Annotated in this window: 14 protein-coding genes; 5 read left to right on the top strand and 9 right to left on the bottom strand. The window is 36.1% G+C overall.

Annotated elements, in window-relative coordinates; all coding sequences use genetic code 11:
• Positions 1–430 precede the first annotated feature (430 nt).
• A complete protein-coding gene (locus Megvenef_RS02025) occupies positions 431–1,879 on the bottom strand; it encodes an NADP-dependent isocitrate dehydrogenase (protein ID WP_322776336.1) in 1,449 nt (482 codons plus the stop codon).
• A 260-nt stretch (positions 1,880–2,139) separates the two neighbouring features.
• Between Megvenef_RS02025 and Megvenef_RS02020 the strand changes: the two genes are divergently transcribed.
• A complete protein-coding gene (locus Megvenef_RS02020) occupies positions 2,140–3,672 on the top strand; it encodes a hypothetical protein (protein WP_322776335.1) in 1,533 nt (510 codons plus the stop codon).
• 45 nt (positions 3,673–3,717) lie between these two features.
• Entirely contained in the window at positions 3,718–4,230 is a 513-nt protein-coding gene (gene def / locus Megvenef_RS02015) for a peptide deformylase (protein WP_322776334.1), read from the top strand.
• 57 nt (positions 4,231–4,287) lie between these two features.
• Here def and Megvenef_RS02010 read toward each other — a convergent pair whose 3' ends face one another.
• The gene (locus tag Megvenef_RS02010; protein WP_322776333.1) at positions 4,288–5,817 is read right to left on the bottom strand and encodes an NTP/NDP exchange transporter; all 1,530 of its coding nucleotides are present in this window, start codon (positions 5,815–5,817) and stop codon (positions 4,288–4,290) included.
• 153 nt (positions 5,818–5,970) lie between these two features.
• Here Megvenef_RS02010 and Megvenef_RS02005 point away from each other — a divergent pair, with 153 nt between their 5' ends.
• Positions 5,971–6,684, top strand: a complete 714-nt coding sequence (locus Megvenef_RS02005; protein WP_322776332.1) for a class I SAM-dependent methyltransferase — start codon at positions 5,971–5,973, stop codon at positions 6,682–6,684.
• 38 nt (positions 6,685–6,722) lie between these two features.
• Here the strand turns inward: Megvenef_RS02005 and Megvenef_RS02000 are convergent, their stop codons facing one another.
• The 7 genes from Megvenef_RS02000 to pdhA form a co-directional block, all read right to left on the bottom strand.
• Positions 6,723–8,495: an ABC transporter ATP-binding protein gene (locus Megvenef_RS02000; RefSeq protein WP_322776331.1), complete on the bottom strand. Its 1,773-nt coding sequence runs from the start codon at positions 8,493–8,495 to the stop codon at positions 6,723–6,725.
• Positions 8,496–8,725: 230 nt separating this feature from the next.
• On the bottom strand, positions 8,726–10,108 hold the full coding sequence (fumC, locus tag Megvenef_RS01995) for a class II fumarate hydratase (RefSeq protein ID WP_322776330.1): 1,383 nt from the start codon (positions 10,106–10,108) through the stop codon (positions 8,726–8,728).
• Between the two features lie 9 nt (positions 10,109–10,117).
• Positions 10,118–10,741 carry a histidine phosphotransferase family protein gene (locus tag Megvenef_RS01990; RefSeq protein WP_322776329.1) on the bottom strand — a complete coding sequence of 208 codons (624 nt, stop codon included), beginning with the start codon at positions 10,739–10,741 and terminating at the stop codon, positions 10,118–10,120.
• Positions 10,742–10,758: 17 nt separating this feature from the next.
• Positions 10,759–12,138, bottom strand: coding sequence for a dihydrolipoyl dehydrogenase (gene lpdA / locus Megvenef_RS01985; protein WP_322776328.1), 1,380 nt, complete (start codon positions 12,136–12,138; stop codon positions 10,759–10,761).
• Positions 12,139–12,148: 10 nt separating this feature from the next.
• Complete coding sequence (locus Megvenef_RS01980; RefSeq protein ID WP_322776327.1) at positions 12,149–13,390, bottom strand: pyruvate dehydrogenase complex dihydrolipoamide acetyltransferase; 1,242 nt, start codon at positions 13,388–13,390, stop codon at positions 12,149–12,151.
• A gap of 134 nt (positions 13,391–13,524) precedes the next feature.
• Positions 13,525–14,511 carry a pyruvate dehydrogenase complex E1 component subunit beta gene (locus Megvenef_RS01975; protein ID WP_322776326.1) on the bottom strand — a complete coding sequence of 329 codons (987 nt, stop codon included), beginning with the start codon at positions 14,509–14,511 and terminating at the stop codon, positions 13,525–13,527.
• A gap of 7 nt (positions 14,512–14,518) precedes the next feature.
• The gene (gene pdhA / locus Megvenef_RS01970) at positions 14,519–15,496 is read right to left on the bottom strand and encodes a pyruvate dehydrogenase (acetyl-transferring) E1 component subunit alpha (protein WP_322776325.1); all 978 of its coding nucleotides are present in this window, start codon (positions 15,494–15,496) and stop codon (positions 14,519–14,521) included.
• A gap of 247 nt (positions 15,497–15,743) precedes the next feature.
• On the opposite strand from pdhA, the gene Megvenef_RS01965 reads away from it, so the two are divergent.
• Both Megvenef_RS01965 and Megvenef_RS01960 read left to right on the top strand, forming a co-directional pair.
• Positions 15,744–15,962 carry a DUF2674 domain-containing protein gene (locus Megvenef_RS01965; RefSeq protein ID WP_322776324.1) on the top strand — a complete coding sequence of 73 codons (219 nt, stop codon included), beginning with the start codon at positions 15,744–15,746 and terminating at the stop codon, positions 15,960–15,962.
• A gap of 207 nt (positions 15,963–16,169) precedes the next feature.
• Positions 16,170–16,379, top strand: a complete 210-nt coding sequence (locus Megvenef_RS01960; RefSeq protein ID WP_322776323.1) for a hypothetical protein — start codon at positions 16,170–16,172, stop codon at positions 16,377–16,379.
• Positions 16,380–16,511: the final 132 nt, after the last annotated feature.

Raw genomic sequence — 16,511 nt, 5'->3', positions numbered from 1 at the left:
AAAAAATGAATGTGCGGTGATTTATTTTTGAAATTCTTGAAATTATATCAAAAATTTAGAGTTTTGACGGAGAGACTAGATAAGGAATAAAGTCATATGGTTTTATACTGGGATTTGCTGTACACACCGTCATCCTGAATTTACTTCAGGATCTCACGAGATAGGACGAAGATACTCGGCCAACGAGACAGGCGAAACCCACTGAATCCGGCATGAAGGTAGATAAGAAAATCCAGGATCAAGCCTGGTATGACTACTAATATTACTTGCCATACATAACTAAATCTAATATTTATCTTATTCATAGTTGGGATTAATTAGTATAGTTATCCCGGACATGATCCGGGATCTCAACTAACAAATATCATATTGAATCAAATTCAATATGATATTTGTTAGTCTGGAATGGATCTGTACAATAATATATAAGCTACTCCCCTTGCGCAAGAGAATAGCCTCTTTTACCATCATACTCATATAGACTTTCTACTTTTATAAAATCAACACCAGCAGCAGCGATTTTCTCTAGCAAATCAGTTATTTCTTTATGCGTAATGGTTCCTGAATCTGGCATAAATCTACAGCACCAATGATCTGATTCTATCATATATTCATCATCTCTAGGCCAAAGTATCAAGCCCTTAGATGCAATAGTTCTCATTATCAATTTACCACCATCTATTGCGTTCATTTTTTTTGCCACCTTAGTAGCTGACTCCGCATGAATATCAACAAAAATATCAACTCCAACAAGAGTTTTGTTTTCAGAATCATCGATTTTATAAGTAACCTGTTTAGAACTTGTGGATTCACCAGATTTATATTCAGCAACTTTTAATTTCTTAGGTTTTTGGCCAAGTCTTTTCACAACTTCTTCAGCAAATTCCTTAGTACCCACTTTTTTCGAAGAGGTCTTTTCATTATAAATATCCCCCGTATGGACACCATCTTCTAATGTTTTTTTCCATGCATTTTCTATGACAGAAGCAATATCACCTTGACCAATATGGATAAGCATCATTATTGCACCATTAAGCAATCCAGATGGATTAGCAATATTTTTACCAGCAATATCAGGTGCAGAACCATGGATAGCCTCAAACATAGCATAATTTTGCCCCACATTCGCACTACCAGCCAACCCTACAGAACCAGATATCTCAGCCGTAATATCTGAAATAATATCACCAAACAAGTTAGATGTTACGATCACATCAAAAATTTCTGGCTTAGTTGCAAGTCTTGCCGTACCAATATCAACGATATAATGCTCATTCTTAATTTGTGGGTATTGCTTTGCAATCTCGTCAAATACCTGATGAAATATACCATCAGAAAATTTCATAATGTTGTCTTTGCTAAAACAAGATACCTTCTTACGATTATTCAACACAGCATAATCAAAGGCGTATCTAACTATTTTTTCACACCCTACCCGACTTATCAACTTAACTGATTCCCGCATGTTTCTAGTATGCCTGTACTCAATGCCAGCATAAAGATCTTCCTCGTTTTCTCGAACAATCACTACATCAAGATCAGGGTGCCGCGTATTAACAAAAGGGTGGTAAGCGATAGTTGGCCTAACATTAGCATACAATCCAAGCGCCTTTCTCAAAGTTACGTTTAGACTTTTATAACCACCACCTTGGGGCGTAGTAATAGGAGCTTTGAGCAATACTCTGGTTCTATCTATTGACTCCCAAGTATCTGCTGCAATCCCTGACGTATAGTTCTTTTGATATAGCTTTTCACCTATTTCAATCACTTCAAGACGAATTTGCGCTTCAGCTTTCTTTAAAATATGAAGAACTGCATCCATTATTTCAGGACCTATGCCATCCCCATATGCAACTGTAATTGGTACTATTTTACTCATAGATCTCTCCCTATTTGGTATAGTTTCATATGTTAAGAATTGTACCACAAGATGAAAAATCAGAGCGAATCTTTCTTTCTTTATACTATTGTTTTCTTATGCCATAGGATAAAAACGCAAGCTTATAGTTTGTTCATGGCTTTGGTTATACTAGTAGAACATAAATCTAAGCGCAAAAGAATCTCCTAGACAAATGTTGCCCTTTTATCTAACTTTAATAATTATGTGGTATATAAAATTTTAAATGAAAAGGTATAAATATGGCAAAATATGTTTCTCAAAAACTACTTCCTATCTTTCTAGGTATAGGTGTCTTAGCCACTGCTTATTATATTTATGATGCTTATACAAAGTCTCTAACCCCATCTGTTTTTGAATCATCTGCAAATATATTAGGGTTTAACGGTTATAAAAAAACAGATCAAACTATAAACGCAGCACAACATCAAGAAGCTCTCTTGAAGCAATTTCAAATCGCCGGGTATTTTCAACCAGAAAATTTATGGCATACTATTAACCATTTAGGGGTAAAAGATCCTATCACAACTTTTACAAAGATGTATTCTGCTGTAAAAAGATCTAAAGCCGACCAAAGTGATCCTAGTAAATTTAACGCCAAAATATTACGCAAGAACCTTGGCAAAGGAACAAATTTAGATGAACAAGATGCGATGGATTTTCTTCTCTATACTGCTCAGAACGCGTTCGGGCGTAAACCAGGCCAAGAACGCAATGAGTTATCCTATCAAGACTGGATGAATAAATACAAGCAAGATTATTTTGAAGCCGCAAAGATATTACGTCTTATTGATCGAGAAACTCCTGCCCATAAAGAATATGACGAAGCTTGGATCGCTGGCGCTTCTCGTATTGGTGTATTGACCCGTATTATTGACTACCATTATATATTATCAAAATATGGAATTAAAGTAAAAGGAAAGACAGAAATATTAGCAGGTGAGCGCGGACTATGGGCTAACATTGACGGCATTACTCCTATTGTGCGAGATAAGATCATGGAAACATACAAAACAAAAAGCGACTTGGATACGATAGATATTTCTCTACCGGTAGGCGAAGATAAAGAACGTGTCGAGGAAGGGAAAGAGTATATAACTAGCTTGGCAGGACGCTATGGCATAAAGTTAAATCCAACAGCACCATTTATACAATACACAACAAAGGAAGATTGCCCTCCTGGTCATTTCCCCGCAAGATTATATCCTAACTACGCTGAAGGAGAAAGCAGAAAATTAACTGAAACTTTGATGTCCCAGGATTTAATTGCTACTTATTTTCCAAGCTTAAACGCCATTACTACAGTGGATACCTTAGCAGAGCAACACCAGAGGCCTACCACTTCTAGTACAGCTCGTGACGCTGCCACAAAGTTTGTGAAGCGTATTGTCGACGGAGAGTTTGGAGATCAGAAAGAATTTGTAATTTTATATGAAACAAATAATCCTTATGTTGAACGCCAAGAAATTGCTACTCAACGAGAAGTAAACAAAGTATTGAAAGCTTACAAATTAGACAAAAGCTATATAATAAAAATTGAAGGTGTAGGCTTTAAATGTAAACAAGACATCACTACGGTACATTCGGAACTAGCAGCCTTAATAGCAGAAAAATGGAAAACGGCTACTGGAGAAGGTGTCTCACCAAAACGTCCAATCGAAAAGTTGCTATTTCAAACTCGGGACAATTCTTCTATTACCACACCTTGGCTAAATAATTCTGAAGTAGATACCGGAAGAGTGTTCCAAGATTTTTTTGATGAATACCTATCATAAACAGGAATATTAAGCCTTTTAACTCATTGATACTTTATTTAATTTATGACTTCATTACCTTTAGTCTATGCTCCTAATAAAATTTTTAAGCAACTAGCTAAGCCAGTTGAACTTGTTAATGATGAAATCAGAGTTCTTATTGATCAAATGCTCAGAACTATGTACGTTGAAAAAGCAGTTGGTCTTGGGGCAAATATGGTTGGGGTATTAAAGCGTATTGTTGTTGTCGATTTGCAAGAAGAAGGCATATTAAAGCCATATATATTTATAAACCCAGAAATCACCTGGCTCTCCAACGAACACCAAACTTTTACCGAAGCATCGGTATGTTTTCCAGGTATTGAAGCTAAAATAACCCGCCCCCAATCAATAAAACTTAACTATCTGGATTACGAAGGTAAAAGCAAAGAATTACAAGCAAGTGGATATTTCTCTACTGTAATCCAGCATGAAATCGATTATTTAAATGGCAAAGTATTTCTAGATTATTTATCCAAACTCAAACGCGATACTTTATTAAAAAAGATGCAAAAACACATAAGTCTTAATCAACTCTGATCGAATTAAGCATTCTATGCCCGACTTATACCAAATCTATATTTTAAAATAACTGTTTTAATGGGTTCTGTTCAGCAATTTCACATAATCATCTCGAAGCAACTTAACTCCTAGAATCCATACTAAGCAAACAACAACAAAAACAAACATTAAAAATCCTGCTATATCTTCATGATTAGCGGCAGGAAAAATAGTAAAACTAATCATTTGAACTAAAGCCCCAACAGACTTGCCTAGCTTTGCCCCTAGTACATCGACTGCTGCCTTGCCTTTAGTTTTCATCTCTTGATCTAAAGGAATATAAACCATCTCTTTTGTTGCATCAAACATGGAATATTTTACTCCTTTACCAAGTACGTTTTGAGCGCTACCAACAAACACTATTATTGCTAGGGGAGCAAACGCAGTTAAACTTGGTAGAAGATAATCCAACTTTCCTTCTATGAGAACAAAGGTAAAGAAAGTGGACCCTACTAGAAGAAACATGAGAGGAGTCAATACAGCTCCCCAAAACCACCCACAACGCCTTACAATAATATTACCAATAAATATAAAGCCTAATGTAGCAATACCAGTCCAAAATAATACATTTCCATGATATGCCATGAAATCTTTTGTAGCTGGATATAAAGCCTTTGCTCTTGACATCCATAACCCTTCAATAAGGTTTACTACTGTACTATAAGATACCATAAGGATACAAATTAGCGCCAGATATTTCGATGTAAAAACCATTTTAGCACTTTGTCTTAGAGTCAATTTGAGAATGTCTGTTCTTTTATTTTTATGTATTATCCCTTTTAATGTTTCAATGTTTTTTACCTCAATATACTTATGCAGCAAAAGGCATACTATACCTGAAATAGTAATCAATATAGTCATGGATTTTAATACTACTTCTGAGCTATCGCTGATCATAGAAAATAGAGGGAGTAAAAAATGTTGCCCTTGGGTAAAATAAATAATTATTGCTCCTGAAAGAAGCAAGTTTAACTGGCCAAATAATCCAAAGAAAATATAGAATCTTTGTGCTTCCTCTGTCTTAGTCACTTTATTTGCTAGTTGCCAAAAAAATAAGAAAAATACTATTACTGTCCATAATTCCCCCATAATATAAAATAATACAAAACTCCACTTGCCCCACATCACAATAAACCACTTTAAATGAGGTAACAAATTTACGTAATGTTCTACAACAACTGGGTCTGGGTGGAAAAACTCTTTATTTGGGAAAATAATAAATGCAAAAGCGGCAAAAAATATTAGAAAAATTGATACAATAATCCTAAAAACCTGCTCAGTAGTCATAACGTTACACATCTTTGTATATAATATAACGAACAATATACCCATAGGCATTTCGCCCCAAAGTTTTATAAAGCTTAAAACTTCTGTTCCAATCATCGTAACTATAAAACCATCCTTTAGGCTCCGAACCAAGTTTTGCGTAAGCAAAATAAACAACATCAGGAAGGCCATTGGAAAGAATTTTAGCAATTCGTATGACCTAACTGGCCAAAGGGCAAACCGCACTTTACTATGTCTTAATTTTGCTACCCAACTAATTGATTCAGAGACTTTATCCACCGCACGCTTTCCTTAAAATTAAATTACTTGATGTACGCTAGTGCAAGAAACATTACATGTCAACGCCGTGCATAATAAAAAATATTTCAGTATCTTACCAAAAAATGTAATAATGGAGAAAACCAATATGCTTGAATAAAATATAGTCGCTTTATGATATTAGATAATAAAAGTAAGACCCCAGGTTTATATGCAGATTTATATTCGAATTTTAAATTTTCAGGAACACCTTATCTATCGTATAGAGATATGCCTAACATCCTAAACAAACATGTTCATGGTAAAAATGTTTTGGATTATGGAAGTGGTAGCGGTGAATCTACCTTATTCCTAAAATCGCTAGATTATAACGTCACTTCAGTTGATATAAATGAAAGAATGTTATCTATAGCGCAAGCAAAAGATCCGCTGGGCAAATATGTTAAAATAGATAGTGGGATAATACCCTTTGATGATGATAGCTTCGATTTAGTTTTCTGTAGCTTTGTTTTGCTAGAAATCTCTACAAAAGACGAGATATTAAATATAGTTCGTGAAATTCACAGGGTACTAAAGAAAAACGGAATTTTTATATCAATTTCTGCAAGTGATCATACATATAATCATGACTGGCTTACACTAAATACAAATTTTCCAGAAAATAAAAATATTGCAAGTGGTGCAAAAGTGAAAATAGAGTTCAGAGATATAAATCTTACAATTGATGATTATTTTTGGACCGAAAAAGACTATAGGGAAATTTTTCAGAAAGCCGGGCTAGTTGTCGTTGAGGTGCATAATCCTCTAGGTAAAGATGACGATGGTTATGAATGGAAAGATGAAAAAATTATATCGCCAAGTTCAATTATTGTCTGTAATAAAGAATGAATAAAATGCATTTATCTTTCGTGCATGTGACCAGAGCCTTACATTCTTTGATCTAATAAAAACCCACCGACTTGAGCTTCCCAAAGAGTTTTATATATTCCATTCATAGCTAGTAATTCAGTATGAGTGCCATCTTCAACAATTTTACCCATGTCAAATACAAGAATACGATCCATATGCAAAAGTGTTGATAGACGATGAGCAATCACAATTGTTGTTTTACCCTGCATAAGATCCCATAGACTTTGCTGAATATCACTTTCAATAACAGAATCAAGAGCAGACGTAGCCTCGTCTAAAATTAAAATAGGTGCATTTTTTAGAATAGCTCTTGCTATAGCAATTCTCTGACGCTGGCCACCTGAAAGCTTTACACCTCTTTCGCCAACAAGTGAATTATAGCCTTGTGGTAGTTTAACGATAAATTCATGTGCATGCGCTTTTTTTGCAGCCTCAACCACGGAATCATCATTAGCGTCGATACGTCCATAGCGAATATTTTCTATCAGAGTTCTATGAAACAATGATGGATCTTGAGGAATCATGGCAATATTCTTACGAAGACTATCTTGGGTACATTCACGAATATCTTGCCCATCAATTAGTAGACGCCCCCCGCTTACATCGTAGAGCCTCAAAATGAGATTCACAAAGGTTGATTTTCCGCTACCTGAATAACCTACTAAACCTACTTTCTGCCCGGCTTCAATTATGATTGATTTGTTATGGAATAAAGGCGTTACTCCTTTGTAATGAAATAATACTCTGTCAAAAGAAATAGTACCTTTAGTTACTTTTAACTCATAAGCTCCTGGCAAATCTTGAAATTCTGGTTTATCTAAAACAATTTTTAGGGCTTGAGTAATACGACCTAGTAACTTTGAAAATTCTGAAAAATCCTTTGTTAGCTCCCAGAAAAAATCAGCAATTGAAATATTAATAAGTAAGACAACAGCAAAATCTCCTACTGTAATCCAACCTTCTTCCCTACCTTTGATCAGGAAATAAAAATTGAATGATTGTAATATGAGAGAAGAAACTGAAATATAGATCCACATCCAAAGATATGCCCATTCTAGTTGCCGCTCAGCATTAACGGCATCTTGGAAAACACCACCTAAAGATTTTTGCTCTTGCGATTTAGCGCTAAATAATCGTACAGATAAAATATTTGATAAAACATCAACAAGATTGCCCGTAATAGTTGAAGCAGATTCTGACCACTTAATAGCTAAAACACTTATGTGTTTCGAATAAATCCACGCCCCCGTAATCAAAACTACTGCCCATATTAGCATGCCAAGAGCAAAGTGAATATTCACTTGCCATAAAGTAATAATGGCTATGCATAAAGCTAATCCGTGGCTAAAAAATCGATCAATAACAATTCTTACAATTGCCGGAACAGAACTTGTTAAATCATTGACTTTATTAGTCAAACTGCCTGAAAAATTATTTTGGTAAAAATTTTGGCTTTTATCAACCAACAACTCTAAAGCATCGTTGGCTATTTTTGCACGCAGAGCTGGAATCATTTTAATCTCAACAAAATAATTATAAAGACGAAATGACATAGAAAGTAAGAGATATAGCCCGAGATAGAAAATAATAGGCACTATTAAATTAACAAAAATATTATGTTGCTCACTAGAAGCTAAACGGTTTAAAATAACTTTTAATAAATATGCTCTAAGCGAAAGATCTACTGCCCATATTACCGCCGCCATCACCATGCTAAATATTGGTAAAGGAAAAGGTTTTATGGCTTTAACAATATAAGTTAAAATTTGTTTTGCTGAGATGTTATTCATAGGTTTTCCTTAGTGTTTCTTCTATTATTATAGCGAAACACATTAAATTAGGCTATTAAATCCCACTGCCGTCTGGCAAGCAACTTTTTCAAGCGTCGCCATCCCAGAATACAAGTCATCCTGACTTGATTCAAGATCTCATCTAGCAGAGAACTAGAGCCGGATCAAGCCCGGCATGACGGTTGCAATCCCAAACTCAGTTTAATTAGTGTAATTTTATTTAAGGCTAGCTAAACCATGTTTTCTGGCACAACATATTTATCGAAATCTTCTGAAGATATAAGTTTCAAGGCAATTGCCGCTTCTTTTAGCGTCGTACCTTCACTATATGCTTTTTTGGCAATTTTTGCCGCATTATCATAGCCAACATGAGGATTCAGCGCGGTAACCAGCATCAAAGACTGATCACGCAATAGATTAATGCGCTCAATGTTTGGCTCTATATCGTCTATGCAATGATCAACCAGACTTATTATTGCATCACTAAGTAAATTAATTGAATGAATAACATTCTGAATTATCAACGGTTTAAATACATTAAGCTCGAAATGACCATTACTTCCACCAATAGTAACAGCCATATGATTACCCATTACCTGTGCTGCTACCATGGTCATGGCTTCACACTGTGTTGGGTTAACTTTCCCCGGCATAATTGATGACCCAGGTTCGTTTTCCGGTAGTTTAAGCTCGCCCAGGCCGCACCTTGGGCCAGACCCAAGCAACCGTATGTCATTCGCGATCTTCATCATGCTAACGGCCAGAGTATTCAACGTGCCAGAAAATTCAACCAAAGCATCGTTGCAAGCAAGAGCCTCGAACTTATTTGGCGCAGTTTTAAAGTTATACCCAGTAAAGTTTGAAACTTCCACAGCAAATTTTTCTGCAAAACCAGCTTTGCAATTAATGCCTGTTCCAACAGCTGTTCCACCTTGAGCTAAATAATGAACTCTTGCTAATGAATGCTCAACTCTTTCGATACCAAGCTGAATTTGACAAGCATAACCAGAAAATTCTTGTCCAAGAGTTACTGGGGTTGCATCCTGCAAATGGGTTCTGCCAATTTTTACAATAGACTTCCATTGTTTTGCCTTAGTATCAAGGCTCTCATATATTTTTTTTAGTGCAGGAATTAATTTTTCGTTGGCCCCAAGCACCGTCGCTATATGCATCGCCGTGGGGAATGAGTCGTTCGATGACTGCCCCATATTAACATGATCGTTCGGATGAACTGGAGATTTACCACCTTTTTTGTTAGTTAGTTTTTCATTCGCAATCCCTGCAATTACTTCATTAACATTCATATTTGATTGAGTACCAGAACCTGTCTGCCAAACGACTAGCGGAAAATTATCGTCAAACTCTCCCTCTAGGATACGATCAGCCGATTCCACAATTGCATCAGCTAACTCTTTATTTAGCACGCCTAAGTTTGTATGAACTATTGCCGCAGATCTCTTGATAATGGTTAAAGCTCGAATTACTTCTTGCGGCATTTTCTGAGCAGCAATTTTAAAGTTATTAATAGAACGCTGAGTTTGAGCTCCCCAATAATATTGGTTTTCTACTTTAACTTCACCCATGGAATCAGTTTCAATCCGATAGTCACTCATAACATTTCTCTAACTCTTTATAACAAAATACTCCGTAGATCCAACATTTTTACTTATCGATAACTTATAACCATACTCACTACATATATTGCTTGCGTAGTGTTCACGACAGTTTGTTATAGTAAGTGGCTCAGCAACACCACCATTTAAAACAACAAAAGATCCATGCTTCAAATGAAAATTTCGGCCATTACTCTGAATTTTAAATAATGTATCATTTTCCTCGTGAATATATAAATCAATTGAGCCTTCAGACCCAATATTTTCTGAAGCAATAGAAACTAAGCAATAGGCAACTTTAGCCATATGAGCATTCACTGATAACAACTCACCCATTATATGAGCGTTAAATTTGATTTTAGACTCGTCAAAGAAATTCTTCAACAAATCTACTATATCAATTATACTTAGCCTTGATTCATTCTCAACTAATCCATAAGTGCTACGAAAAAATTTAATACGTTTGACTAAGTTTTTTGATTCTTGCAATACCAAATCTTTGGCCTGATTTCCGATGGTTTTATTATCGCTATCAAGTAAACCAAGGCAGTTATCAATTGTACCTATTGAACCTGCTAAATCATGACAAATCTTTGAACCTAAAGCCTGAATAAGTTTTAAAGTGTCGGACATATGTTTACTATATACTTTTAAATATGTATCTGTTTTCCGTATGCTTGTAGGACAGACTCATGCATCATCTCCGACAAAGTTGGGTGTGGAAAAATTGTATTCATTAAATCAAGTTCCGTCCCTTCCATTTCTTTTGCAACCACATATCCTCCAATAAGCTCAGTTACTTCAGCTCCGATCATATGTGCACCTAACAATTCACCAGTTTTGGCATCAAAAATTGTTTTGATTAAACCATCTGAATCACCTAGAATCAAGGCTTTTCCATTAGCATAAAATGGAAACCTTCCTATCTTCATCTGATAGCCAGCAGCTTTTGCGGCTTCTTCTGTCAGGCCAACACTTGCAATTTGCGGACTTGAATATGTACAGCCAGGTATATTTGTTTTGGTAATAGCATGAGGTTTTTTACCTGCAATAAACTCTGCTGCAATAATTCCTTCGTGACTAGCTTTATGAGCAAGCCATGGTGCTCCAGCCACATCACCTATCGCAAATATTCCACTCTCTGCTGTTTGCATCATGCTATTTGCAACTATATGCCCTTTCTCAATAATGACTTTTGTCTTTTCTAGACCTATATTTTCAACATTGCCCACAATTCCAACAGCCATCAGCAATATTTCTGACTCCAAAGACTCTCTCTTACCATTATAATCAAAAGTTACACTTACTCCCTTAGCAGAAGATTTTTGTCCTTCTAATTTAACTCCTATCTTAAATTTTATACCTTTGGCTTCAAAAGCTTTTTTTGCCATAGCTGAAATTTCAGAATCTTCAACCGGCAATATTCTATCTGCGGCTTCAAGGACTGTGACATCTGATCCAAGAGCATTATAAAAACTAGCAAATTCTATCCCAATAGCACCAGAACCAACTATTATCATGGATTTAGGCACATTATCTGGCACTAAAGCTTGACGATAATTCCAGATATTTTTGCCATTAGCTTCAAAACCAGGCAAATTTCTTGCTCTGGCTCCAGTCGCAATGATTATATTCTTTGCGCTTATTTTATCCTTATCATTAACCAATATCTGTCCAGGTCCTTCGAGTTTAGCCGTTCCTTCTATTACAGTAACTTTATTTTTCTTGAGCAGAGCTTTTATCCCGCCAACTAATTTTGTTGAAACATCACGAGAACGCGCTACGATCTTTGTTATATCAAACTCAATATTACTAGCCGAAATTCCAAATTCTTCTGCATGTTTCATTTTTTGATACAACTCAGCTGATTTCAGCAAAGCTTTTGTTGGGATACAACCCCAATTAAGACAAATCCCACCCAAATGTTCCTTCTCAATCAGAGCCGTTTTTTTTCCCAATTGGGCAGCTCTAATCGCTGCAACATAACCACCAGGACCGCCACCAATTACCACAACATCAAAATTTTCCATAATTATTTCTCTAAATAAACATCAATATAGGAGATTCAATATATTTCTTGAACGCAGTTAAAAACCGCGCACCAATAGCTCCGTCTACAACTCTATGATCGCATGATAGATTTACATCCATCACCATTCTCATTTCAATCCTATCTTCAATTACAACCGCCCTTTTGCTGCTCATACCAACAGCCAGGATGCATCCTTGGGGAGGATTAACAATTGCATTAAAGCTCTTGATTCCATACATACCAAGATTGGAAATACTAAACCCTCCACCTTGAAATTCTTCTGGTTTCAAACTGTTCTCACGAGCTCTCTTAGCCAAATCTTTCATCTCGCTAGAAACTTTAATTATATCTTTCTGATCAGCATTTCGGATAAGAGGCGTAATTAAACCTCCGTCAATTGCTACAGCAATTGAAATATCTACGTTATTGTATATTTTTATTGCCTCATCGCTCCAACTCGCATTTGCAGCAGGCACATCCTTTAAAGCTTTAGCTACTGCCAAAATGACAAAATCATTTACCGATAGTTTTTTATTTTTATCTTCCCCCAACGTATTATTAATCTGCACCCTGGCCTCTAGGAGTGCATCCATCATACAATCAATTGATAGGTAAAAATGTGGGACAGTAAGTTTAGACTCAAGCAAACGCTTAGCAATAATTTTACGCATATTATTGTTTGGTACCAAGCGGAATTCCTCAGTATGCCTAAAAATCTTCCCTTTAGTTTGACCAGATGAGATTATATCTGCTTTGACAATCCTACCGTGAGGGCCACTTCCTATAATATTTGCTAGACTTATACCATCCATGGCTGCAACTCTCCGAGCCAAAGGAGTAGCAAAAACTCTACCAGAACTTGGAGTTGCTGACGTTGGCATTGGTTGAGAATTAGCTACATTACTTAATGTTTCTGGCTGTTTTTTATCAGCATCAGCTTTGACAATAGAAACAGGCTTGGCAGACGATTCTTTTGTAATAAATTCTGCCAAATCCGATTCATTTTCACCATCCTCAATTAAAACCGCAATCAAAGCGTTTACAGGAACCTCATCTGTTCCCTGCGGTATAAGTATTTTTGCCAAAACTCCTTCATCAACAGCTTCAACTTCCATCGTAGCCTTATCAGTTTCTATTTCTGCAATTACATCACCAGCTTTAATAATATCGCCTTCATTTTTTAACCATTTTGCAAGGTTACCATGTTCCATAGTTGGTGAAAGTGCTGGCATTAAGATTTTTATCGGCATCGTCTCTTCCTTTATTTTTTAATTATCTCTATAAAGTCATCCTGAACTTAAAATAGTCATCCCGGGCTTGACCCGGGATCTTCTTCTGTAACACTAGATCCTGAAACAAGTTCCGGATGACTATGCACCTAGACTCAACCCAATTTAGTATAACAAGCTTTCTTAGCAGCTTCTACAATCTCACTAGTAGTAGGTAGTGACAATTTCTCAAGATTTACTGCATATGGAAGCGGAACATCTTTACCAGAAACTATCTCAACTGGTGCATCTAAATAATCAAAGGCTTCTCTCATTATTATTGAGCTAATCGTGGCTCCTATACCAGCGAAAAACCACCCTTCTTCAACGCATACCAGGCGATTAGTTTTTACCACGGATTCAATAATGGTATTCTCATCAAGCGGCCTTATTGTTCGTAGATCAATCACCTCAGCACTAATCCCAGCTTGAGCAAGTGCCTCAGCCGCTTCAAGAGCCATCCCTACTTGTAAGGAAAAAGCAACAATGGTTACATCAGTACCTTCTCGTAGCACCTTAGCTTTGCCAATTTCAATTGGTCCAATAGTATCTGGAACTTCAAAACTCTGCCCATACATTATTTCATTCTCTAAGAAAATCACCGGATTATCATCTCGAATTGCGCTAATAAGCAAACCCTTGTTATCTTCCGCACTATATGGAGCAATAACTTTTAAACCAGGAATATGTGCATATAATGCTGCATAATTCTGACTATGCTGCGCGCCAACTCTTGCTGCGGCACCATTGGGACCACGAAACACTATCGGACAACCAAGCTGACCTCCAGACATATAATTTGTTTTGGCTGCTGAATTTACTATTTGATCAAATGCTTGCATCGAAAAATTAAAAGTCATAAACTCAACAATAGGCCTAAGCCCACCAAATGCAGCACCAATCGCAAGTCCTGCAAATCCATGTTCTGTAATTGGAGTATCTATCACTCTGCTCGGTCCAAACTCTTCAAGCAAACCTTGAGTTATCTTGTATGCACCCTGATATTCTGCTACTTCTTCGCCCATCACAAAGACCCTTTTGTCTCTGTGCATTTCTTCTCTCATGGCTTGGCCTAAGGCCTCTCTAACTGTTATCTCTGCCATAATCCCCTTACTTAAAAATATCTGTAAAAAGCTCGTCTTCACTTGGAAGAGCTTCCGTTGTTGCGAACTCAGCTACTTCAGCTATTGTTTTTTTAACTTTATTTTCGATTTCCTTCAGTTGCTCTTCGCTTGCATATGATTTATCTATAGTTATCTGCCTAACTGCAGCAACTGGGTCATGGTTCTTTTTCTCTTCAACTTCATCTTTAGTCCTATATTTTGCTGGATCAGACATTGAATGACCACGATAGCGATAAGTTTTCGCTTCAATTATTACAGGACCGTTTCCACTTCGAACGTATTGTACCGCTTGCATCGCGGCATTGTAAATGGACTCGATATTCATACCATCAGCTTGAAAACCAGGAATTCCAAAAGACTCTCCTTTCCTATACAAATCTGTCATTGCAGTTGATCTTACGACAGATGTACCCATTGAGTATTCATTATTTTCTATCACATATACTACAGGCAACTTCCAAAGCGCTGCCATGTTAAAAGCTTCATACACCTGCCCTTGATTTACAGCTCCATCTCCAAGAAAAGTAAAGCACAACTTGTTTGTATTGTTATATTTTTCTGCAAAAGCCAAACCAGTTCCGATAGGTACCTGCGCGCCCACAATTCCATGGCCACCGTAGAACCTTCCTTCACTATTGAACATATGCATTGACCCGCCCTTGCCTTTTGAGCAACCAGAGGCTCTGCCAGTAAGTTCGGCCATAACATATTTAGGGTCGATACCAGAAGCAATTATATGGCCATGATCTCTATAACTAGTTATAGTACTATCATCCTTATCTTTTGCCAGATCAATACCAGCAATCACTGCTTCTTGACCAATATAGAGATGGCAAAAGCCACCTATTAAGCCCATACCATAAAGCTGTCCACATTTTTCTTCAAACCTCCTTATCAATAACATCTTCTCATACGAGTCAACGTATTGCTTAAGGTTTAGCTTATATTTTCCTAATTCAAACATACCTAATCAATTTTAAAATAAATTGTGACCATAATACGGAGCCTAAGTCTTGTCAACAAGCTCTTATTATCTTAAGAGACTTGGTAGTATAAATTTTTTCATACCAATTCCCAAGTTTTAATATACAAATATCAGAATATATTTTAGAAATATATGACATTTACTACAGTTTTCCTTGCAAGTTATATCAATTCACATTATAGTAGTATTATTACTAGTGTATTAAATAATCTTTATGTATTAATGTATGCCTAAAAATAAACCTCAACAAAAACTAGTGTCATTTACTGACAATCAAGTTGAATTAGATAAAATTTCCGAAGATATCAAAAATGGCTGGTCAATAATCAGCCTGGTAAAAAACGGAAATTACTACGTAGGCATCATGGAGCTTAATTCGAATTTCAGCGAAGCAAAAGAAACCGTTTTTATCCCACCTAGAAAAAGAATCAAGATCTCTAGATAATCGTTAAAAAAACTGTCGTTATTTTTATCACCTTAATTCGAAGAAAAATCTTGTGAATTTACAAGATTTACTTCTGATTAAATAACGAGTAATTACGCTTGACAACAAATAATCCTATAGGGTATTAATAAGCCATAAGGTTAATTATAATAAAATAAATTACCTTATGATGTATTAACAAATATTTTAAGTTAAGGTATATATAAAATGGCTAAAAATTCTAATAAAAGTCCTAAGATAATAGACGAAGCAACTATAAAATTTATAGAGAGCAAGGACATAGTTCAACTAACTCAATGGTCTCAAGACCCAGCATGTGCTAACGCCGGGCATTATGTTGATATTTTAGGCCAATATGAAGCACACATAAGCGGCAAAGAAGGAGAAAGTTTACCAGATAGCACGTTAGGTGAATAAATTAAAATGCTACTTGCTGCTACTAGTATCCTTGGAAATATGGTCTTAGTAGTCCCTCCGTCAAAACTCTAAATTTTTGATATAATTTCAAGAATTTCAAAAATAAATCACCGCACATTCATTTTTTGAGCT

The sequence above is a fragment of the Candidatus Megaera venefica genome (assembly GCF_034554655.1).
Taxonomy (GTDB): domain Bacteria; phylum Pseudomonadota; class Alphaproteobacteria; order Rickettsiales; family Rickettsiaceae; genus Megaera_A; species Megaera_A venefica.
This window is presented reverse-complemented; position numbering and strand designations above follow the sequence as displayed.